The sequence below is a fragment of the Streptomyces barringtoniae genome (assembly GCF_020819595.1).
In the GTDB taxonomy this organism is placed as follows: domain Bacteria; phylum Actinomycetota; class Actinomycetes; order Streptomycetales; family Streptomycetaceae; genus Streptomyces; species Streptomyces barringtoniae.
The window spans coordinates 456,121-475,989 of sequence record NZ_JAJHNP010000002.1 but is presented as its reverse complement, the minus strand read 5'-3'; the positions used below and the strand labels follow the sequence as shown (position 1 = coordinate 475,989).

At 69.5% G+C, this 19,869-nt stretch carries 17 protein-coding genes, 7 pseudogenes and 1 riboswitch; of the genes and pseudogenes, 13 read left to right on the top strand and 11 right to left on the bottom strand.

From position 1 onward, the window contains the following. Positions 1–125: 125 nt before the first annotated feature. Positions 126–1,568, top strand: coding sequence for a PepSY-associated TM helix domain-containing protein (locus tag LMU33_RS04525; RefSeq protein WP_228617531.1), 1,443 nt, complete (start codon positions 126–128; stop codon positions 1,566–1,568). Between the two features lie 90 nt (positions 1,569–1,658). Here the strand turns inward: LMU33_RS04525 and LMU33_RS04520 are convergent, their stop codons facing one another. Then, a complete protein-coding gene (locus LMU33_RS04520) occupies positions 1,659–2,018 on the bottom strand; it encodes an ArsR/SmtB family transcription factor (RefSeq protein WP_228617529.1) in 360 nt (119 codons plus the stop codon). A gap of 79 nt (positions 2,019–2,097) precedes the next feature. After that, positions 2,098–2,288, top strand: a riboswitch (cobalamin riboswitch). A gap of 52 nt (positions 2,289–2,340) precedes the next feature. On the opposite strand from LMU33_RS04520, the pseudogene LMU33_RS04515 reads away from it, so the two are divergent. Then, a pseudogene (locus LMU33_RS04515) lies at positions 2,341–2,826 on the top strand (HoxN/HupN/NixA family nickel/cobalt transporter); the annotation flags it as partial. A 385-nt stretch (positions 2,827–3,211) separates the two neighbouring features. Here the strand turns inward: LMU33_RS04515 and LMU33_RS04510 are convergent. Together LMU33_RS04510 and LMU33_RS04505 are read right to left on the bottom strand one after the other, a co-directional pair. After that, positions 3,212–3,521, bottom strand: a pseudogene (locus LMU33_RS04510) (cation transporter); the annotation flags it as partial. Positions 3,522–3,523: 2 nt separating this feature from the next. After that, positions 3,524–3,688 (bottom strand): annotated as a pseudogene (locus tag LMU33_RS04505) (transcriptional regulator); the annotation flags it as partial. A 53-nt stretch (positions 3,689–3,741) separates the two neighbouring features. On the opposite strand from LMU33_RS04505, the gene rpmF reads away from it, so the two are divergent. The 4 genes and pseudogenes from rpmF (at position 3,742) to infA (ending at position 6,339) form a co-directional block, all read left to right on the top strand. Further along, positions 3,742–3,912: a 50S ribosomal protein L32 gene (rpmF, locus tag LMU33_RS04500; protein WP_069782271.1), complete on the top strand. Its 171-nt coding sequence runs from the start codon at positions 3,742–3,744 to the stop codon at positions 3,910–3,912. Between the two features lie 6 nt (positions 3,913–3,918). Further along, positions 3,919–5,099, top strand: a pseudogene (locus LMU33_RS04495) (GTP-binding protein). A 145-nt stretch (positions 5,100–5,244) separates the two neighbouring features. Then, a pseudogene (locus tag LMU33_RS04490) lies at positions 5,245–6,041 on the top strand (GNAT family N-acetyltransferase). Between the two features lie 73 nt (positions 6,042–6,114). Continuing rightward, positions 6,115–6,339: a translation initiation factor IF-1 gene (infA, locus tag LMU33_RS04485; protein WP_228617527.1), complete on the top strand. Its 225-nt coding sequence runs from the start codon at positions 6,115–6,117 to the stop codon at positions 6,337–6,339. Between the two features lie 30 nt (positions 6,340–6,369). Here infA and rpsR read toward each other — a convergent pair whose 3' ends face one another. The 4 genes from rpsR to rpmG are packed head-to-tail and all read right to left on the bottom strand — an operon-like array spanning position 6,370 to position 8,226. Beyond that, the gene (gene rpsR / locus LMU33_RS04480; protein WP_228617526.1) at positions 6,370–6,612 is read right to left on the bottom strand and encodes a 30S ribosomal protein S18; all 243 of its coding nucleotides are present in this window, start codon (positions 6,610–6,612) and stop codon (positions 6,370–6,372) included. Between the two features lie 20 nt (positions 6,613–6,632). Continuing rightward, complete coding sequence (locus tag LMU33_RS04475) at positions 6,633–7,802, bottom strand: CobW family GTP-binding protein (protein WP_228617524.1); 1,170 nt, start codon at positions 7,800–7,802, stop codon at positions 6,633–6,635. Next, positions 7,799–8,056 (bottom strand): type B 50S ribosomal protein L31, encoded by a 258-nt coding sequence (locus LMU33_RS04470; protein ID WP_228617523.1) that lies wholly within the window; start codon positions 8,054–8,056, stop codon positions 7,799–7,801. The genes LMU33_RS04475 and LMU33_RS04470 overlap by 4 nt, the downstream gene beginning before the upstream one ends. A gap of 5 nt (positions 8,057–8,061) precedes the next feature. Then, positions 8,062–8,226: a 50S ribosomal protein L33 gene (gene rpmG, locus LMU33_RS04465; protein WP_014150502.1), complete on the bottom strand. Its 165-nt coding sequence runs from the start codon at positions 8,224–8,226 to the stop codon at positions 8,062–8,064. An 80-nt stretch (positions 8,227–8,306) separates the two neighbouring features. On the opposite strand from rpmG, the gene rpmB reads away from it, so the two are divergent. Further along, a complete protein-coding gene (gene rpmB, locus LMU33_RS04460; protein ID WP_228617521.1) occupies positions 8,307–8,543 on the top strand; it encodes a 50S ribosomal protein L28 in 237 nt (78 codons plus the stop codon). After that, positions 8,543–8,848 (top strand): 30S ribosomal protein S14, encoded by a 306-nt coding sequence (gene rpsN / locus LMU33_RS04455; RefSeq protein WP_228617520.1) that lies wholly within the window; start codon positions 8,543–8,545, stop codon positions 8,846–8,848. Before rpmB ends, rpsN begins: the two co-directional genes overlap by 1 nt. A gap of 195 nt (positions 8,849–9,043) precedes the next feature. On the opposite strand, the pseudogene LMU33_RS04450 reads toward rpsN, so the two are convergent. Then, positions 9,044–9,409 (bottom strand): annotated as a pseudogene (locus tag LMU33_RS04450) (hypothetical protein); the annotation flags it as partial. Positions 9,410–10,303: 894 nt separating this feature from the next. Here LMU33_RS04450 and LMU33_RS04445 point away from each other — a divergent pair. Beyond that, positions 10,304–11,290 (top strand): NAD(P)H-dependent flavin oxidoreductase, encoded by a 987-nt coding sequence (locus LMU33_RS04445; protein WP_228617518.1) that lies wholly within the window; start codon positions 10,304–10,306, stop codon positions 11,288–11,290. A 128-nt stretch (positions 11,291–11,418) separates the two neighbouring features. On the opposite strand, the gene LMU33_RS04440 is transcribed toward LMU33_RS04445, so the two are convergent. After that, positions 11,419–12,030: a TetR/AcrR family transcriptional regulator gene (locus LMU33_RS04440; RefSeq protein WP_228617516.1), complete on the bottom strand. Its 612-nt coding sequence runs from the start codon at positions 12,028–12,030 to the stop codon at positions 11,419–11,421. Between the two features lie 435 nt (positions 12,031–12,465). Between LMU33_RS04440 and LMU33_RS04435 the strand changes: the two genes are divergently transcribed. After that, positions 12,466–13,902 (top strand): aldehyde dehydrogenase, encoded by a 1,437-nt coding sequence (locus tag LMU33_RS04435; RefSeq protein WP_228617515.1) that lies wholly within the window; start codon positions 12,466–12,468, stop codon positions 13,900–13,902. A 73-nt stretch (positions 13,903–13,975) separates the two neighbouring features. Beyond that, positions 13,976–15,583: a GMC family oxidoreductase gene (locus LMU33_RS04430; protein ID WP_228617513.1), complete on the top strand. Its 1,608-nt coding sequence runs from the start codon at positions 13,976–13,978 to the stop codon at positions 15,581–15,583. A 154-nt stretch (positions 15,584–15,737) separates the two neighbouring features. Here LMU33_RS04430 and LMU33_RS04425 read toward each other — a convergent pair whose 3' ends face one another. Together LMU33_RS04425 and LMU33_RS04420 are read right to left on the bottom strand one after the other, a co-directional pair. Beyond that, on the bottom strand, positions 15,738–16,754 hold the full coding sequence (locus tag LMU33_RS04425; protein WP_228617511.1) for an extracellular catalytic domain type 2 short-chain-length polyhydroxyalkanoate depolymerase: 1,017 nt from the start codon (positions 16,752–16,754) through the stop codon (positions 15,738–15,740). Between the two features lie 206 nt (positions 16,755–16,960). After that, a pseudogene (locus tag LMU33_RS04420) lies at positions 16,961–17,224 on the bottom strand (AMP-binding enzyme); the annotation flags it as partial. Between the two features lie 343 nt (positions 17,225–17,567). Here LMU33_RS04420 and LMU33_RS04415 point away from each other — a divergent pair. Then, positions 17,568–18,215: a TetR/AcrR family transcriptional regulator gene (locus LMU33_RS04415; RefSeq protein WP_228617509.1), complete on the top strand. Its 648-nt coding sequence runs from the start codon at positions 17,568–17,570 to the stop codon at positions 18,213–18,215. Between the two features lie 42 nt (positions 18,216–18,257). Next, entirely contained in the window at positions 18,258–19,754 is a 1,497-nt protein-coding gene (locus tag LMU33_RS04410; RefSeq protein ID WP_228617507.1) for a carboxylesterase/lipase family protein, read from the top strand. Positions 19,755–19,869 lie beyond the last annotated feature (115 nt).

The window sequence follows — 19,869 nt, the reverse complement described above, 5'->3', positions numbered from 1 at the left end:
GCGACGCCGGGCCGCCCGACCCTCGCGACCGACCCGGGGTTCCACATCACACCAACACCACGGAACTCACCGTTCCGATCAGCCGACAGCTGACGTGACACCCGTACGCCCCAGGAGCAGCCGCCATGTCCGTCCAACCGCCCACCACCGCCCCACCCCGCACCGCCGGCGATGCCGGTGAGCCGGCCCTGGGCCCCGCTTCTGCGGCGGCTCCCCCGGCCCTGCGCGCGCTACGCCCGCTGGTGCTGCGCCTGCACTTCTACGCGGGCGTGTTCGTCGCGCCGTTCCTGCTCGTCGCGGCGGTCACCGGACTGCTGTACGCGGGCTCGTTCCAGGCCGAGGAGATCGTGTACGCCCACGAACTGACCGTCCCGGTCGGCGACCACGAGCTGCCGATCTCCCAGCAGGTGGCCGCCGCCAGCAAGGCCCACCCCGAGGGCACCATCTCCGCCGTGCGGCCGTCACCGCAGCCTGATGCGACCACACGCGTACCGCTGTCCGGGGTGAAGGGCACAGCCGCCGACCACACGCTCGCCGTGTTCGTGGACCCCTACACCGGCAAGGTGCGCGGCGCGATGGAGCAGTACGGCTCCACCGGCGCCCTGCCGCTGCGCACCTGGATCGACGAGCTGCACCGCGACCTGCACCTGGGCGATACCGGCCGCCTGTACAGCGAGTTCGCCGCGAGCTGGCTTTGGGTGATCACGGGTGGGGGGCTGGTGCTGTGGTTCGGCCGGCGCCGCGCCCGCCGCAAGGTGCGCGGCGCCACGGGGCGGCGGCGCTCCCTGACCCTGCACGGCACGGTGGGCGTGTGGGCGGCCGGCGGCCTGTTCTTCCTGTCGGCGACCGGCCTGACCTGGTCGACGTACGCCGGAGCGAACATCGGCGACCTCCGCGAGGCCCTCGGCCAGTCCACGCCGTCCGTCGCCGCGACGGTGAGCAGCGCGCACGAGGGACACGGCTCCATGGCGGGCATGGACATGAACGGCATGGACATGGGCTCGCGCTCCGGCGCACGGTCCGACGTGGGTCTCGACGCCGTCCTGAAGACGGCCCGCGCCGAGGGCCTGTCCGACCCGGTCGAAATCGTGCCGCCCGCGGACTCCTCCTCCGCCTATGTGGTACGGCAGATCCAGCGCAGCTGGCCGGAGAAGCAGGACTCGATCGCCGTCGACCCGGCCACCGGCAAGGTCACCGACGTCCTGCGCTTCTCCGACTACCCGGTGCTGGCCAAACTGACCCGGTGGGGCATCGACGCCCACACCGGTACCCTGTTCGGCCTCGTGAACCGGATCGCGCTGGCCGGCCTCGCCCTGGCCCTGATCCTCCTCATTCTCTGGGGCTACCGCATGTGGTGGCAGCGCGGCCGCGACTCCGCCTTCGGGCGCCCGATTCCCCGCGGCGCCTGGCGGCAGGTGCCGGTGTACGTGCTGGTGGCCTGCGTCGCGGTGGTCGCCGTCGTCGGCTATTGCGTCCCGCTGCTCGGGATCCCGCTCGCCGGCTTCCTCGCGGTGGACATCGTCCTCGGCTGGGTCACACGCCGGCGTCCCGGGCACGCACACGTCTGAACCGATCGGCCGCACCTGCGCGGGGCGTTGCACGACGCCTGCCGCGATCGCCTGCGGCCGCGGGTCTCGTCATGCTTCTCCCCGCTCTCGTCATGCTTCTCGGGACGCGCAGTGTTCGAGCAGCGCGGCCATCGGGCCCTCGACGAGCCGGTAGCGCACGATTCGGCCGTCCTTCTCGCCGTGGACGATGCCTGCGGTTCGCAGCAGGCGCAGGGCCTGGGACACGGCGGTGTCCCTCATGCCGGTGACGACGGCGAGGTCGGAGACGGCGATGGGACCGGCCTCGTGAAGGGCGAGCAGCAGGGACAGGCGCCCGGGATCCGAGAGCAGAGAGAAGCGGTCGGCCCAGGCCCGTACGCGCTCGGGCTCGCCGACGGCGGCGATGGCGTCGCAGACCCGATGGCCGTCGATGGTGCGCTGCCCGGCGCGTTCCGCGGGGACGAGATGCATGGTCCCATCATCGCAGTCCGCGAAATCCCGCCTCAATACCTGCACAATTATGCAGCCTTGCAGCCTCGACCTCCGGCCTTCTAGGGTGAGCGGGCCGTGGTGTTCGGGAAGACCGGTGACAGTCCCTCAGGGACTCAGTCCGGAGCGGCCCTCGCCACTGTGATCGGGGAGCTCCCGCCCCATGCAATGCCACTGGCCTCGCGGCCGGGAAGGCAGGGGCGGGCGCGATGACCCGTCAGCCAGGAGACCGGCCACGGCAGCACGAAGCTGATCCACGAGGTGCTGGAGCGTGACCGTATGACCATGCCCGAAGGCGTGCCACCCCGGCCAGATGTTCCCCCTCGGCTTCGTCTTCGGCATCGGTTTCGACACCTCGACCGAGGTTCTGCTCCTCGCCCTGGCCGGCAACGGCGCCGCCGCCGGCCTCCCCTGGTACGCGGTCCTGTGCCTGCCCCTCCTCTTCGCCGCCGGCATGAGTCTCTTCGACACCCTCGACGGCACCTTCATGAACTTCGCCTACCAGTGGGCGTTCTCCAACCCCGTCCGCAAGGTGTTCTACAACCTCACCATCACCGGCCTGTCCATCGCCGTCGCCTTCTTCGTCGGCACCATCGAACTGGTCGGCGTCCTGCACGACAAGCTCGACCTGAACGACGACGTCACCGGCTGGATCGCGGGCCTGAACCTCGACAACGTCGGCTACATCATCGTCGGCCTGTTCGTGCTCGTCTGGGCCGCAGCCATCGCCTACTGGCGCCTGGCCAAGGTCGAGGAACGCTGGAGCATCCACATCGCCGACGCCGGCTGACGACGCCACTGCGGAAGGCGGGCGGGCTCTGCCTGGACGAAGTCGAGGAAGGGAACCCACTCGTCCAGCGGGTAGCGCACACGGACGATGGAATCGCTGCGGCGATGAGAGCAGTGAGCATGAACAGGTAATGATGGCCCGGGACCGGCATTTCATGCGGCGCGCGGAGCCGACGGCGGTACTGTGCCAGGCAGGCCCCCTTACGGCACAGGACGTCCACCAAAATCGCCGCGCATTACAAGACGGTTCAGGGGTTCACGCTCGGCTCATGTGGTGAGTCAACGGTAGCCGACAGGGGCTGCGGCGAGGCCGAAGTCGCAGGTGCTGGCGTGGCGTGAGGGTCTGGCCTTGATGGGTGCTGTCGGTGGAATACCAGCGTTTCCCCGTAGGCGGCGAGCGCGAAGAACGACAGCGCGATGATCCGCAACGCGGTCTTCTCCCGGGCCTCGCGCACCGCGTGCTCGCGGGCGGAGAACTGGCAGGCGACGGTGGCGGCCGAGGAGACCTCGATGACGGAGTCGAGGCCGAAGCCGATCAGCGCGGCGGACGAAGCCAGGGTCCCGGCCGTGAGGGCGACCGCCACCTCGACGGCGTTGCCAGGTGATGGTCGCGGCAACCAGCCGCCGTATCCGCCTGGCAAGCGCGCCGCGCCTCGCCGGGTCGGGGCCGAGGGACACGGATATCTCTGCGCTCACAGTCAGCAGCACCCCTTTTCGTCGGCATCGACACACGTCCGGTCGCCCTCGACGGCGACCACGGCGGTGCGCAGGTCGTCGAGCGCGTGGCCGAGACGTTCGTCGGCGAGTTCGTAGCGCGTGCGACGGCCGTCGGGGACGGTGACGACCAGACCGCTACTTCGTAATGGTGTTCATTTTCAGGTAGCCTGTACTCGCCATCCCAACCAGGAGGACCCCCATGGCCGTTCCCAAGCGGAAGATGTCCCGCAGCAACACCCGCCACCGCCGCGCACAGTGGAAGGCGACCACGCCGGCGCTCGCGCCCATCACCGTCGACGGAGTGTCATACCTGGTACCCCAGCGGCTGGTGAAGGCGTACCAGCGCGGCCTCCTGCGTCCCGAGGGCTGAGCATTGATGCCGCCCGACCTCTCCGGCCGACTGCCCGTCACCGTCCTGTCCGGTTTCCTCGGCGCGGGCAAGACCACCCTCCTCAACCATGTCCTCGGCAACCGCGAGGGACTGCGCGTCGCGGTCATCGTCAACGACATGAGCGAGGTCAACATCGACGCCGCCCTGGTGCGGGGCGGCGAGGCGGCCCTGTCGCGTACAGAGGAACGCCTGGTCGAGATGACCAACGGCTGCATCTGCTGCACCCTGCGCGACGACCTGCTTCAGGAGGTCGACCGGCTGGCCCGCGAGGGCCGCTCCGACTACCTGCTCATCGAGTCGTCCGGCATCTCCGAACCCATGCCGGTCGCCGCGACCTTCGCCTTCGCCCGCGACGACGGCGCCACTCTCGGCGACCTCGCCCGCCTGGACACCATGGTCACGGTCGTCGACGCCGCGAACTTCCTGCCCGAACTGGCAAGCGGCGACGAACTCGTCGAGCGTGGCCTGGACCAGTACGAGGACGACGAACGCACTGTCTTGACCTGCTGATGGACCAAATCGAGTTCGCCGACGTCATCGTCCTGAACAAGCTCGACCTCGTGGACAAGGAGTCGGCCGACCGGCTGCGGGCGACACTCACCCGCCTCAACCCGGCCGCACGTGTCGTCCCGGCCGTCCACGGCCACGTGAAGGTGAGCGACGTACTGGGCACCAGCCTGTTCGACCTGGAACGCGCCCAACAGGCCCCCGGCTGGGTTCGGGAACTCAACGGCGACCACGTCCCCGAAACGGAGGAGTACGGGATCTCCTCCACCGTCTTCCGCTCCGAACTGCCGTTCCATCCCGGCCGGTTGTGGACGTTCGTGACCGAGGAACTCGACAGCGGCGCGTACGGACAGATCCTGCGTTCCAAGGGCTTCTTCGCCCTCGCCAGCCGCCCGCACGTGACGGGCCTGTGGTCACAGGCCGGCTCCGTCGCACGCTTCGAGCCCTCCGCCGCACGCGACGCCACCAGCCCCGAGTGCCAGGAACTGGTCTTCATCGGCACACACCTGCACGCGGACGCACTGCACGCGGCACTGACCGACTGCCTCATGGCCGACGAGGAGAGCCTGCCGCCCACGGACCCGTTCCCCACCTGGGACACCTACGGCATCGACGACACCTGCGAGCACGAGCGTCCCGAGCTCGTGGCGGGCCCCTGAGGACCCCGGGCCGGGCGGCGAACGCAGCCACGGCGCCGCCCGGCCCGGCATGGACACCAAGAGCTCCGGAGTCACGGTGGGCGATTGACGTAGGTGTTGCCTCTCAGGAGCGCCTCGGACAAGGCGCTCCTGAGAGGCAACACCTATGGACTTTGTGCATTCCACTCCGGGCACGGACAACCATCCGGTTGTGGTCACGCGGGTCTCGGACACGCAGTGGCACGCTGTGGAGGACGACCTGACGGCCGGCCGCGGCGTCGCTTCGCGCCGACCCGACGGGCGGCTCTTCATCAGCATCGACGCCTGGCACGGCGCCGTCTTCGACCGCATCGCCGACGCGATGCTCGCGGACCTGCCGACACCGCTGTACACCGTCGTCGACGAGGCCGACCACGACTCGAGATCCGCCTCGGAGCGGGCCGGCTTCACCACCGCGCGCCGCGAGTGGGGCTATCTCGTGCCACCGACCCGCAGATCACCGGGCTCGGCTCGGTGCGGCCCCCGTCGGGCGTGACGATCGTACCCGCCGGTGAGGCGGAGGAGGGCCCGCTGCGCGCCCTGGACGGTCTCATCCGCGACGAGGTCGAGGCGGCCGTCGGATGGCGGACGATGCCGGCCGAGGTACTGCCCCGCCCGGCGGGGGCCATTGTGCTCGACCCGTCGAAGTACGCGGTGGCGCGGCACTTGGACCAGTACGTGGGACTGATCCGGGTGGCGCCCCTGACCCGGCAGCCACGGATCGGGCTGATCGCCGCCCGGGCCGATCGGCACCGCCGCGGCATCGCCCGGGCGCTGCTGGCCCACGCGCTGGGTTCGCTGCACCACTCCGGGACCGCTTCGACATGGGCCGAGGTGGACGAGTCCAACACGGCGGCCACCGCCCTGTTCGAGCGCAACGGCGCCCGGCGCGCGGCCAGCGCCCTGGAGCTCGTCCGCCGCTGACGCTCCGCCGCATCGCACCGAGCGACCGCTTCCTACTGAATTCGCCGTCACAGAACGGGAGAAGTGAGAGACCATGACAAAGGCAACAGGGGGCGTAGAGGCCGAAGGCACCGTCATCGAGTGCCTGCGCAACGCCACCTTCAAGGTGGAACTCCAGAACGGGCACACGGTGCTCGCCCACATCAGCGGGAAGATCCGGAAGTACCGCATCAAGATCCTCCCGTACGACCGGGTGCTCGTGGAACTCAGCCCCTACGACCTCACCCGCGGCCGGATCCGCTACCGGTACAGGGCGTAACAGAAGGTGCGGCGCCCATCGCCCTTCGCCCTATCGGGAGCTGTAGGGAAGGAGCGCCATCTCTCGTGCGTTCTTGACGGCCTGCGCGATCTGCCGCTGCTGCTGACGTGAAACATGGGTCACCCGACGGCTGCGGATCTTTCCGCGGTCCGAGATGAACTTCCGCAGCAGATCGGTGTCCTTGTAGTCGACGTAGGTGATTCCGGCGGCGTCCAGCGGGTTGGTGCGCTGACGCTTTGCAGTCTGACGCCGGATGCCGGTGCGTCGGGTCATGGTGAGATCGGTCCTCTCATTCAGGTCACGGGGTCGAGCAAGTCATCAAAGGCATGCGGGAGTTGCGTCCAGCGGGCCCTGCCCGCCGCGTATTCGTCGTCGGTGAGCAGACACGAGTCGAGCAGGGCCGACAGGCCGTCGCGGTCCAGGCCGGGCGAGGTGAAGGTGAGGTACTGGCAGCGGTCGCCGTGTTCCGGGTGCCAGGCCACGGAGGCGGCGAGGCGGCGCTCGGCAGGCACCATCTCCCAGGCGGCGTCGGGCAGTGCGGCCAGCCAGGGGCCGGCCGACTCCACGCACAGCGCGCCGCCGGCGGCGTCCCAGGACAGCAGGGTGTCGGGGCGGTCCGCCAGCCAGAACCGCCCACGACTGCGCGCGGCGGCGCAGGTGAGGTCCTCAAGCGCCGCGTACAGGCGCTGCGGGTGGAAGGGTCGTTCGCGCCGCCAGACGAAGGTGCTCACGCCGTGCTCGTCACACGACTGCGGCAGCAGCGCGCACGCAGGATGCACGCGGGCGGCGGCCGCCGCCACGTCGAAGCCAGCCAACAGCGCTGCTCCCAGGGCACCGGCACTGTCCACCCGTACGCTTCGTGCGCCTGGTGTGAGCTGGGCGAGCAGCGCGTGGTCGGTGTCGTCGGCGACCTCGCCGCCCGAATCGTCGTCGCCGAGGGCGATCACCGTGGGGTACTCCAGCTGCCGGGCGAAGGTGTCCGCGACGGTGCGCTGGTCGGTCGGCGCGGCGGCGAGGCCGACGCCGGCCAGGTCGTCGCCGTTGGACAGGTACGGCAGGACGAGCGCCGGGTCGACCGCGGTGGCGACACCGGTCAGGGCCAGCGGTGCGCCCGCGGCGGCGATGACCGCGGCCATGGCCTGGGGCTCGACGGAGTCCCACAGTTCCACGACGGCCAGCCGGTACCTGCCCTCCTCGGCGAGCCGCAGCAGTTCGGGGACGAGATCCTCGCGCAGCGCGCAGCAGGCGCAGCCGTTCACCAGGGGTGCGTCACCACTGCCCAGCAGTCCGCCGGCGTCGCGCACCGTGCGGTGCACCGCGCTGTCGACGGCGGACGTCAGGTCGTGGTGCAGCGCGACCGAGCCGGGGACCGTACGCAGGATCTGCTCTACGGCGGCCCGGCGGGCGTCGGCGTGCAACCCGCCGACGACCGCCACCGGCAGCCGCGCCTGACCCCCGCTCACTGCTCGCCCCGTCCGCGTCCGTAGCGCCGCTCGAAGCGCTCGACCCGGCCCGCGGTGTCCAGGACCCGCTGGGTGCCGGTGTAGAAGGGGTGGCTCGCCGAGGAGATCTCGACGTCGATGACCGGGTAGGTGTGGCCGTCCTCCCACACGACGGTCTTGTCGCTGGTGGCGGTCGACCGGGTGAGGAAGGCGTAGTCGGCGGCGCGGTCACGGAAGACGACAGGGCGGTACTCGGGGTGGATTCCGGGCTTCACGGTGCTCAGCGCTCCTCACGGAAGTCGACGTGGCGGCCGGCGACCGGGTCGTACTTGCGCAGCGTCAGCCGGTCGGGGTTGTTACGGCGGTTCTTGCGGGTCACGTAGGTGTAGCCGGTACCGGCGGTGGACCTCAGCTTGATGATCGGGCGCAGTTCGTTACGGGCCATGGACAGCATCATACAGAGATTGGTTTTCATTTTCATCTGGCGCTAGTGTGCTGCTGCATCCACCCCAAGGAGGAACAGCCATGTCCGCCCACTGCCAACTCACCGGTCGTCAGCCCGGCTTCGGGCACCACATCTCCCACTCGCACCGGCGCAGCAAGCGCCGCTTCGACCCCAACATCCAGCGCAAGCGCTACTGGCTGCCGAGCGAAGGCCGCCACGTCCGGCTCACCCTCTCCGCCAAGGGCATCAAGACGGTCGACACGATCGGCATCGAGGCCGCGGTGGCCCGCATCCGCGCCCAGGGAGGCAAGGTCTGATGGCGAAGAAGAGCAAGATCGCGAAGAATGAACAGCGACGCATCGTCGTGGCCCGCTACGCCGCGCGCCGCGCCGCGTTGAAGGCGATCATCGCGTTTCCCGGAAGCTCCGACGAGGACCGCGCCGCCGCCCAGCGGGAACTGCGCCGACAGCCTCGCGACGCCAGCGCCACCCGCCTGCGCAACCGCGACTCCGTGGACGGACGCCCCCGCGGCTACCTGCGCACCTTCGGCCTGTCCCGTATCCGCGTACGCGAGATGGCTCACGCGGGCGAGCTCCCTGGCGTGACCAACAGCAGTTGGTGACCCGGCACGCCAGGGGCTCACAACGGGCGCGCCAGCGACGCAGTCCGAATCTGTACCCGGTTTCGAACACGCCTTCCACCGCTCTGAACGGCGGGCGGTGGCACCGGCTTGTGGCGCTGTGCGACGACCAGGTGGGTACGGCGGGTCCCGCACGCGGACGGCTTCCGTGTGCGGGGCCCGTGGCCGTACCGGGGATCAGCTGGTCGTCAGGGCGGTGTCGTCCACGACGAAGCCGGTCTGCAGCGAGGAGTCCTCCACGCCGTTGAACTTCAGGGTGACCGTCGAGCCCGCGAGGGACGACAGGTCGAAGGTCTTCTGCGCGTACCCGGAGTTGTGGTTGAGGTTCGAGTAGGTCGCCAGCGTCTTCGAACCCGCGGTCACCGTCAGCTCGTCGTACGCGGTGCTGCTGGTGGTCTCCGCGGTGTCGATGTGCAGGTAGAAGGTGAGCGTGGCCTTGCAGCCGGCCGGGATCGTCACCGACTGGGACAGCGTGTCGGTGTGCGAGGAGCCGCAACCGTCCAGCCAGGCGTAGTACGAACCGCCGTGGGCCGCCTCACCCGTACCCGACTTCGACAGCGACAGCGACGCCCCGCCCCAAGGACCGGGATCACAGTGAGGCCTTCAGCCGACGCCAGCATGATGGCGCAGCCCACGGTGACGAAGGCTTGGCGGATGCCGTCGCGGATCTCACAGCGGATGCGCGGGCGCCGGAACCAGTGCAGCAACGCGAGCGTGGCCTCCACGACCCAGCGGTGGATTCCGAGACCGGAGCCGTGCCCGGTGCCGCGTCGAGCGATGACCGGGGTGATTTCCAACCGCCGGACCCGGTCACCGTACACGTCATGGTCGTAGCCGCGGTCGGCGTAGAGGCGTCGGGGATGACACAGCGGTTGGCCGCTCCTGCCGCGGATCGGCGGAACGGCCTGGATCAGCGGGACGTCGATGCGCCACCGCCCGCCCTCATGGCTACCGCCGGCCGCCCCGAGCCGTGGTCACGTGGCCGGTCAGCCGTTCCCAGTTGCCGGAGCCGATGGCAGCCTTCTCGGCCTCGGTGAACGGCGCACTCTCTTCCAGCACGGCCCCGCGGCGCTGACCGCCCTCACCTGACCCCCACCGCCTCAAGAACAGGCCCAGAGAACAGGACAGCCCTTCAATGTCAAACTGTCGCAAAAGCTGCCCGGTGCGCCGTGATCGGCCACACAACATCAGCATGCGCGCACACGGGCCCGAGCCCCCTCCAACAAGACTCGGGCGTCCGCGCGACATACAGGATCCGCCACTTGCGCCGACTCCTGCCTTGGCCGGCGCACCGTCCACGATCCTCGGCCGACATCACCTAGAAATCCGGCCGGGTCGGGCGCTCCGTGGTTCCGCTTCCGCAATCGAGTAGCTTGGCGCAAGCGAATCGGCGCGCTGCTGGTAGGCCGGGCGCACTGTGTTCGCTAGCGTCGGCCCATGTTGCATACGAGATTCACCGAAATGTTCGGTATCACCTACCCGGTGATGGCGGCCCCGATGGCACTGCACAGCGGCGGAACACTCGCCGCCGCTGTCTCTGCGGCCGGCGGGCTCGGCTCCTTCGGGGGTACGCATCCCTGGAAAGGGCCGGACTGGATCCATGCGGAGATCGCAACCATCCGCGCTACGACCCACCTTCCTTTCGGAGTCGGCTTCATCACGCCGTTCCTCCCCTTCACCGAACCGCATTTCGAGGCCGCTCTGGAAGAGCGACCAGAGGTCATCGCGCTGTCGTTCGCGGACCCGCAGCCGTGGCTTGCTCGTGCCAAGGCCGTTGGAGCGCGGGTGATGTGCCAAGTACAGAACTACGAGGACGCGCAGGCGGCCGTCGCCGCCGGTGCCGATGTCCTCGTGGCGCAGGGCACGGAGGCCGGTGGCCATACCGGGAGGATGGGCCTTCTGCCGTTCCTGGCCGGGATCGTGAGGCGTTACCCCGATGTTCCGGTGCTGGCCGCAGGAGGAATTGGCGATGGCCGAACACTGGCGGCCGTCCTCACCGCCGGGGCGGACGGCGCATGGCTGGGCACGGCGTTTCTCGCCACGCCCGAAGCGGTCGAGGTACACGATGCCCACAAGCGCCTGATCGTGGAGAGTGACGGCAGTGACACCGTATGGACACGGAGCTACGACATCGTGTCGGGGCTGCCGTGGCCGGAGACCATCGGTGAACGAGTTCGCCGCAATCGGTTCACCGATGAGTGGTCAGAGCGCGAGGCGGCTCTGCGGGACCGCAAGGAGGAATTCGCGCCTCCCAAGAATGTCAGTCCCGTGGAGGGCCCGCCCAACCCTGACACGAGCGCGATTCTCTATGGCCAGTCGGCGATCTTCGTCAATGCCGTCCGTCCCGCCGCAGAAGTGGTCCGGACGATCGGTGACGAGGCCGAGGCGATCCTGGCCTCACGGCCTCGATCGCTGCTTGGCTGACGAGCAACCCCGCTCGTGCCGGCACGCCGATGCTCGGGGGCCTGTCCGTGAACGCCTGAGTCACCGTCGGCAGGAAGGCGGCTCCGGATGGTCGCTGGGAGCTGCTGACGCCGGCTGCTCTGTCATTCTCATGATGTTTCCGAGGCGTGCCCGGTGATGGCCTCGAAGAGGAGGAGGCCCTGATCCACCAGTTCCTCCCTTGAGATGCCCAGCTCTCCGTTGAACCAGCTCAGCAGCATCTCGCTGACGGCGCCCACGAGGGCCACGGACAGGGTGGTGGGGTCCATCCGAGGATCGTGAAGCCCTTCCGTCAGGAGGGATTCCACGAGGTCGCTCATGCGCTGCAGCCCCAGCCGCCGTTCGTGTGCTGTGAGAGGACCGGCTCCCAGGGATTCCGTGAGTTTGACGCGCCCTTTTCTCGGTTCTTCCACAGAGAGCGCGACGATGGCGTCGATCACGTTCCGAGCCCGGTCGCGCAGCGGCTGGTCCGTGGCGATCGCGCCGGCGCACCGGGTGATCTGTTCCTCGTAGATGTCTCTCATGAGCGCCGCCATGAGATCGTCGAGGGATGTGAAGCTCTCCGCGAAGTACCTGTCCTTCAGTCCGGCGTGGCGGAGTACCGCACGGATGGAGGTGTGGGCATATCCGCGGCTGGAGAAGAGTTCCAGGCCGCTTTTCATGAGGCGCCGACGGCGGAGCGAAGCGCGCTCTTCCGCCGTGACTCCGCCATATGTCCTCACGATGTGCCACCTCCTTGAGGCGTACTGCTGATGGGGCGATGTCATGCACCGGGGCCCGGCCTGCCGCCACGATGCTCAGGGGCCTCGTGGGAGGTCTTGAGCCGGCTGCCTGACTTCCCCCATCGGGCGACGGCCATGTCTATGGCCATTTCGCTAATATTCTTTCCATCTGGTGACAGATTACCCCAGATGGGTGTAACGTCGAATTTATTCAGTTGTGAATCATGAAAGCGCTCCCCCAAGGCCGGCACCAGGCGCAAGGGGCGTCGCAGACGTGGCCCACCCGCAGATTCGACGCGCCGGGCCGCCGCGCAGGAAACCATGACCATCAGCGGCCCGCGTACCGCGCTGAGCACCCTCGTGCCCGCTGGTCATCCACCCATCGAACACCACGGAGTGTCGTGGTCCCGTGGCATGCCGTGGAGAGAGTTCACCATGGATCCCAACCATCTGTTCATCGGCGGACGCTGGGTGCACACGTCCAGCGACCGTGTCATCGACGTCGCATCCGCGAGTACCGGCGATCATCTCGGTACCGTGCCGGACGGTTCCCAGGACGACATCGACCGAGCGGTCGGAGCCGCTCGTGCCGCATTCGACGCACCGGCCGGCTGGTCCTCCTGGGGCCCTGAACATCGCGCGGCCGCCATGATCCGTCTCGCGGATGCGCTCGGTGCCAGGAAGGAGGCGACGTCCGCCGCCGTCAGCGCGCAGAACGGCATGCCGATCACTGTCGCCCGGTCCTTCGAAGGTGTGGTGCCGTCAGCCCTGCTGCGCTACTACGCGGGTCTGGCCGGCAGCATGACGTCCGAGGAACTGCGCACCGGACTGCCCCGCGGCACCACCCTGGTCCGCCGGGAACCCGCCGGCGTCGTAGCCGCCATCATGACCTGGAACTTCCCTCAGACCATCGCCTTCTTCAAGATGGCCCCGGCTCTGGCGGCCGGTTGCGCGCTCGTCCTCAAGCCGGCTCCGGAGACGGTCCTCGACTCGGTGCTGCTGGCGGAGGCCGTCGAGGAAGCGGGGATCCCCGACGGCGTGATCAACATCGTTCCGGGCGGCCGCGACACCGGCGCGTATCTTGTCTCCCATCCTGGCATCGACAAGGTGTCGTTCACCGGGTCCACCAGTGCGGGGCGTCAAGTGGCCGCCGCCTGCGCCGAATTGCTGCGACCGGTGACCCTGGAGCTGGGAGGCAAGTCCGCGGCCGTCGTCCTCGACGACGCCGACCTCACCGCGACCGCAGAGCAGTTCTTCATGGCCAGTCTGCTGAACAACGGTCAGACCTGCTACGCCAGTACCAGGATCCTGGCCCCACGCAGCAGGTATCGGGAAGTGGTCGGATTCTGTACGGCGATGGCCCGTGACGCCGTCGTCGGTGACGCGCTCGACCCCGACACCCAGATCGGCCCGCTCGTCAGCCGGCGCCAGCGCGAACGAGTCCTGGGTTACATCAAGACCGGCCTCAACGAAGGGGCTCGGCTCACCACCGGAGGGGGCCGGCCACCCGGCCTCGATCGGGGCTGGTTCGTCGAACCCACCGTATTCGCCGACGTCGAGAACTCGTCGACCATCGCGCAGGAGGAAATCTTCGGCCCGGTCCTCACGATCACGCCCTACGACGGCGAAGACGATGCGGTGCGCCTGGCGAACGAGTCGGCCTACGGCCTCGCCGGCACCGTCTGGACCACGGACCTGGACCACGGTGCCCAGGTGGCCCGCCGTCTGCGGACCGGCACCGTCGGGCTCAACGGCTATCTGCCCGACCTGACCTCCCCCTACGGAGGCAGGAAGGCCAGCGGCCTCGGCACCGAACTGGGGCCCGAGGGGCTTCACGCATACCAGCAACTCCAGTCGATCTACGACCCCTGATGCGACAGCCGGCGCCGGTCGCCCCACTCGGGCGAGTCCGGGCGACGGCCGCTCGCCGGGCGAGGGAACCAGCATGACTTCCACCGGAACCGAAGGATTCGACTACGTCATCGTGGGCGCCGGCAGCGCCGGTTGTGTGCTCGCGGACCGCCTGAGTCGCGACGACCGCGTTCGGGTGCTGCTCCTCGAAGCGGGCGGCCCTGACACCGACGAGCTCATCCACATCCCAGCCGCACTCGGAATGCTCTTCGGATCGCATAGCGACTGGAGCTACCGGACGCTCGAGCAGCCCCAGCCGGGACGCACCTTCTCCTGGCCCCGGGGCAAGACACTGGGCGGCTCATCATCCACCAACGTCATGATCTACACCCGTGGCAACCGGCACGACTACGACAGCTGGCGTGACGAGCACGGAGCCAAAGGCTGGGGCTACGACGACGTCCTGCCCTATTTCATGCAGTCCGAGTCGAACCACCGCCTCGGCGAGCCCTACCACGGTTCGAACGGTCCCCTGCACGTCGAGGACCGCGTCTACACCCACGAACTCTCACAATCTTGGCTGGATGCCGCCGTGAAGTGGGGGTTGGACCGCAACGACGACTTCGCGGGTGCGTCCCCTGTCGGTGCCGGCCTGTATCAGGTGACATGCCATCACGGGCGGCGATGGTCCACGGCCGACGCCTATCTGCGCCCGGCCCTTGGCCGATCCAATCTGGTGGTACGCACCAGCGCCCTGGCCACAAAGATCACGCTCGACGGATCACGCGCAGCCGGCGTCACCTACGTCCGGAACGGACAGGAACGCACGGCTCACGCCGCCAGGGAGATACTGCTCTGCGGCGGATCCATCAACTCGCCCCAGCTGCTGCTTCTGTCGGGCATAGGCGATCCCGACGAGCTGCACGATGTGGGGATAGACGTCCGAGTCCCCCTGCCCGGGGTCGGGCGTAACCTCCAGGACCATTTGATGACTCCTGTCGTGTGGGAGACCCGGAACTCCACCGATGTCGTGCGGGATTTGCTCACCCCGGACAACCTCGACCGGTGGCGCGCGCACGGCGACGGGCCCTTCGCCTCGAATTACGGAGAGGTAGGCGCGTTCCTCAACGTCACGGACGGCCGCAGCAGCCGTCCTGACGTCCAGTTGGTGGGAGGGGCCACGGCACTCATTCTCAGCGGTCAGGAAAGACCTGACCGGCCGGTGTTCACGATGAACTCCGTCCCCCTGCACCCGCGGACTCGCGGCACCGTCCGTCTGGCGTCGCCTGATCCGCAGACCCCTCCGCTGATCGATCCCCGGTACTTCGACGTGCCCGCGGATGCGTCGGTCATGGTCGCGGGACTCAGAGCGGTCATGGGTATCGCCCACTGCGCGCCGTTCGCCGACTACCTGGGGCGGTCGTACCTGCCCGCCGGTGACGACCTCGACCGTCTGGACGACGCGGCTCTTGAAGCGCACGTCCGCAGATGGAGTGCCACGGCGTATCACCCGGTGGGAACCTGTGCCATGGGAACGGGAGACAACTCCGTCGTCAATTCGGATCTGGAGGTCCACGGAGTCGAGCGACTCCGTGTCGTCGACGCCTCAGTCATGCCGACTGTCATCAGTGGAAACACGAACGCACCCACGGTCATGATCGCCGAAAAGGCTGCCGAGCGGATCGGGGAGCGACCGCGCTGAACTCGACGTATGAGGAGCCACGGAGTCCGCCCGCGCCTTGGTGGACACACTGGTCACGGCACGCCCCTGAGCGGGCCGCCGTACCTCCCGCTCCCTGGGACGTGCGGTACCCGCAGCGCTCGGTGCGCGCTGCGGGTACTGCCGGTGGTGGAGCTCAGGCGCCCAGGGCGTGGACCATGTTGACGATGGCGGTCATCTGCGGTGCGCTCTGTACGGCGTAGTCGGATCCGGTGTAGCCGAACCAGTCCCAGCAGCCCTGCGGGTTGACCGGCCAGACGCTGGAGACGGCCTGCGGGTAGAGGACGACCAGGTTGTTGGTGTCGGCGTAGGTGTCGAGGTTCCCCTTCTCCGCGAAGGCCGTACCGAGGAGCTGCTGGGCGGACAGGCAGCCGTGCAGGGCCACCACCAGTTTGCAGGGGGCGCCGTTCGCACAGGTCGGCGGCACGTAGAGCTGCCCGGTGGAGTCCATCGACAGGGCACGGGCCGAGCCGCCGGGGGCGTAGGCGTTCTGGTCGAAGTGCGTGAGGGTGCCCTCGGGGGTCCCGGTGTTGCGTGGATTGACCCCGCCGAGCCAGGTGGTGAGCATCTCGCGCTGAGGGTCGTTGTGACAGTTGTTCAGGAACGGCGGCAGGGTGAGGGCGCAGGGGACGACGCCGTCGGGGGTGGGCCACGAGTGTCCGGCCGGGTCCGAGTCGTGGTAGGTGACGTCGGCGCCGAAGTGCCGGTAGAAGTCGACGCCGGCCCGGGAGACGAGCGGGTTGACCACCGGGTCGAGGTAGCCGTGGTACGTGTAGACCGGCTTGTCCCGCAGGTTCGCGACCGGGTCGATGCGGCCCTCGGAGGCCCAGTCCTCGGCCTGCCGCTCCAGGTCGTCGACGCCCAGGCCGAGGTCGCAGGTGACGAACTTGATCACGTGCCCCTGACCGCAGTCGTACGGCCCGGCGGCGAAGACGCCGGCGCCGTCGAAGGTGCCGGAGTAGGCGACCTGGAGCTGGGTCGCCATGAAGCCGCCGGAGGAGACGCCGGTGACGTAGGTGCCGGTGATGTTCAGATCCGGAAGGGTCGGCGTGGCCGCTCGGGCCGACACGGCGGGGCCGGCCGCCGCGAGGGCGAATGCGGCGCCGAAGGCGGCGAGGGCCTGGGCCGCCCTGCGCAGGGAGCGGAATCTCATGGAGCACACTCCGTTGTGTGAGGAGGGAGGACCGCCCGTGCGGACGGTCTCGTACGGGGCACGGCGGCGGCAGGACGGGAAGGGCTGTGCCGTCCGTCCTGGAACGCCCGGTGCCGGCCGGCTGGGCGGGGCCCGGCCGAGCACAGGAGCGGGGGACGCGGACACGGGTGAGCCGGTGAGCGCGGGCACCGCGCAGGCCGTCCGGATCAGCCGGGCTCGTCGGCAGGGTCCGCCGACACCGTGATCGCGCGTTTGAGGATCTTGCCGGTCGGCCCCTTGGGCAGGTCGGCGATGCGGACGAGACGCGGGTACTTGTACGGGGCGACGCGGGCGCGGACGAAGTCGCGCAGCTCGTCGGGGGTGCTGACGGCGCCGCTGCGGAGGGTGACCACGGCGGCGATCTCTTCCCCGAGGGTGGGGTGCGGGACGCCGACCACGGCCGCTTCGGCGACCGCGGGGTGCTCGTACAGATTGTGGTCCCGCAGCACGGCTGCCGTCCGTGCCGAACCGTCCGACAGTTCGGCGCAGCTGAGGGTTTCCGTGCCCAGGCGCACAGCGATCCGTGCGGGGACGCGTTCCGCGCTCGCGGTCAGCAGGGTTGCGAGCTTCGCCGGCTCGGCAGGGCGGGTGACGGGACGGCTCACGGGCGGGCTCCCCAGGGATCGCGGCCGGCTGCCGGAGCGGACAGCACGACCAGGTTTCCAACCAATCGATTGGTTGTTTCAGGAAGGTTGCGAGACACCATCCGGCTTCTGGGTTACGGTGTCAACCAATCGATTGGTTGGAAATTTCGCCGAGTCTCCAGGAGCAGCCGTGGAACTTCCCGACTGGGAGCCCCGCCGGGTCGTCGCGATGGAGGCGGTTCTCCCTGAGGGCGTCACACCGCCGGGCACCCGGGGCAAGATCCTCGAGGCGGGTCTGGAGCTGTTCGCCGAGTCCGGCTTCGCCGGCGCCTCGATCCGGCAGATCGCGGGCATGGTCGGCATCAACTCCGCCACCCTGTACGCGCACTACCCGTCCAAGGGGCACGTGCTGGCCGAGCTGGTGCGCATCGGCCACGAGGAGATGCGGACCCGGCTGACGGAAGCGGCCGACGGCACCCGTGACGACAGCGCCGCCCGGCAGCTGGCCGCCCTGGTCCGTGCTCATGTGCTGCTCCACACCGACTATCCACTGCTGGCGGTGGTCACCAACAGCGAACTGCACGCCCTGTCACCCGAACTGGCCGCGCCCTCGCTCCGGTTGCGCGAGGAATGCCGCCGCCTGCTCGCCGGCGTCCTCGACCGCGGCATCAAGACCGGCGAGTTCGAGCTCGACGACCCGCTTCTGGCGGTCACCGCGATCGGCGGCCTCGGGGTGCAGGTCGCGCAGTGGTTCGGCCCCGCCCTCCAGCGCACCCGAGAACAGGTCGCCGAACAGTACGCGCAGTTCGCCCTGCGCATCGTCAGCGCCGGACACTGAGCAGACCGGCTCCCCGTACCCCCTCTGCGCGAAGGAGTGCCCATGCGACCGGTCCTCGCGACCCGCCACGGCCTGGTCCGCGGTGTCACCGGCCCCGCCGGGATCGCCGGCTTCAGGAACATCCCCTACGCGGCCGCTCCCACCGGGCCGCTGCGCTTCGCGCCCCCGCGGCCGCCGGCCGCGTGGGACGGGATCCGTGACGCCGGCGCGTACGGCCCCACCGCGCCTCAGGCACCCTACCCGCCACCGATGGACCGCCTGCTCCCCGAGACATTCGTCCCGGGCGACGACTTCCTCAACCTCAACGTGTGGACCCCGGAACCGGCCGGACGGCTGCCGGTCCTGGTCTGGCTCCACGGCGGGGCCTTCAGCAACGGCTGCGGTTCGCTCACCGGCTACGACGGCACCGCGTTCGCCCGCGACGGCGTCGTCCTGGTCACCCTCAACTACCGTCTGGGCGTGGAGGGTTTCCTGCACCTCGGTCCCGGCGACCCCGCACGGGCCAACCTGGGTCTGCTGGACCAGATCGCGGCGCTCGAATGGGTCCGCGACAACATCGCCTCCTTCGGCGGGGACCCCGACCGCGTCACCGTGTTCGGCCAGTCGGCCGGCGCCATGAGCATCGGCGTCCTCCTGGCCATGCCCGCGGCCAAGGGCCTCTTCCACCGCGCGGCGCTGCAGAGCGGAGCGGCCCATCACGCGCTCTCCTCCGAGAGCGCCACCCTGGTCGCCGCCCGCCTCGCGGCGATCCTCGAAGTACCGCCGACCCGGCCCGCCCTCGCCGCCGTGCCCCTCGACCGACTGCTGGCCGCGCAGCTCCGGCTGCGCGGCGAGATCGCCGCCCGCCCCGACCCGGCACTGTGGGGTGAGGCCGCACTCAACCTGATGCCCTTCGAACCGGTGGTCGACAGCGACACCCTCCCCCACGCACCGATGGACGCGATCGCCGCGGGCGCGGCTGCGGGTGTCGACGTCCTGGTGGGCTGCACCAGTGACGAGTTCCGCCTGTTCACCGTGCCCTCCGGCTTGGGCGCTCTGGTGACCGACGAGCTCGTGGAACGCGCCGCCGCCGGGTACGGCCTGCCGCCCGGCAGCGGCGTCGCCGCCTACCGCGCAGCCGTTCCCGGAGCGAGCCCCGGCGAGGTGTTCGCGGACATCGCCACCGACTGGTTCTACCGCCTGCCCGCGCTGCGCCTGGCCGAGGCCCAGGCACGCCATGGTGCTCGCGCCTTCGTCTACGAGTTCGCCTGGCCCTCCCCCGCCTTCGACGGCGCGCTGGGCGCGTGCCACGCGCTGGACGTCCCCTTCGTCTTCGACAACCTGGCCGACCCGGCCTTCGCGCCCCTGCTCGGCGACCACCCGCCCCAGGAGATCGCCGACAGCATGCACGCCGCCTGGGTCTCCTTCGCGACCGCCGGCGATCCCGGCTGGCCCGCCTACGCTGCTCCGCAGCGGACCGTCCGCCGCTTCGCGGCGACGGCGGCCACCGGTCGCGACCCGCGCCACGGTCTTCGGACCCTGTGGGACGGTCTGCGCTGAGGGCGCGCGCCGTCCGCCTTCGCGCAGCCGGACTTCACGTCGTACAGATGTCCTTCCACTGATGTCCAGGATTGTGCCTCCCGTAAGGCTCTGCGCTCTGGTGTTTCTGCGCTGC

What these genes read in the sequence shown, in the direction of transcription:
- rpmF (WP_069782271.1), top strand. Translation starts at nt 3,742, where the DNA reads ATGGCCGTTCCCAAGCGGAAGATGTCCCGCAGCAACACCCGCCACCGC.
- rpsR (WP_228617526.1), bottom strand. Translation starts at nt 6,612, where the DNA reads ATGACCCGACGCACCGGCATCCGGCGTCAGACTGCAAAGCGTCAGCGC.
- LMU33_RS04520 (WP_228617529.1), bottom strand. Translation starts at nt 2,018, where the DNA reads ATGCATCTCGTCCCCGCGGAACGCGCCGGGCAGCGCACCATCGACGGC.
- LMU33_RS04525 (WP_228617531.1), top strand. Translation starts at nt 126, where the DNA reads ATGTCCGTCCAACCGCCCACCACCGCCCCACCCCGCACCGCCGGCGAT.
- rpmB (WP_228617521.1), top strand. Translation starts at nt 8,307, where the DNA reads ATGTCCGCCCACTGCCAACTCACCGGTCGTCAGCCCGGCTTCGGGCAC.
- LMU33_RS04425 (WP_228617511.1), bottom strand. Translation starts at nt 16,754, where the DNA reads ATGAGATTCCGCTCCCTGCGCAGGGCGGCCCAGGCCCTCGCCGCCTTC.
- infA (WP_228617527.1), top strand. Translation starts at nt 6,115, where the DNA reads ATGACAAAGGCAACAGGGGGCGTAGAGGCCGAAGGCACCGTCATCGAG.
- LMU33_RS04445 (WP_228617518.1), top strand. Translation starts at nt 10,304, where the DNA reads ATGTTGCATACGAGATTCACCGAAATGTTCGGTATCACCTACCCGGTG.
- rpsN (WP_228617520.1), top strand. Translation starts at nt 8,543, where the DNA reads ATGGCGAAGAAGAGCAAGATCGCGAAGAATGAACAGCGACGCATCGTC.
- rpmG (WP_014150502.1), bottom strand. Translation starts at nt 8,226, where the DNA reads ATGGCCCGTAACGAACTGCGCCCGATCATCAAGCTGAGGTCCACCGCC.
- LMU33_RS04435 (WP_228617515.1), top strand. Translation starts at nt 12,466, where the DNA reads ATGGATCCCAACCATCTGTTCATCGGCGGACGCTGGGTGCACACGTCC.
- LMU33_RS04430 (WP_228617513.1), top strand. Translation starts at nt 13,976, where the DNA reads ATGACTTCCACCGGAACCGAAGGATTCGACTACGTCATCGTGGGCGCC.
- LMU33_RS04410 (WP_228617507.1), top strand. Translation starts at nt 18,258, where the DNA reads ATGCGACCGGTCCTCGCGACCCGCCACGGCCTGGTCCGCGGTGTCACC.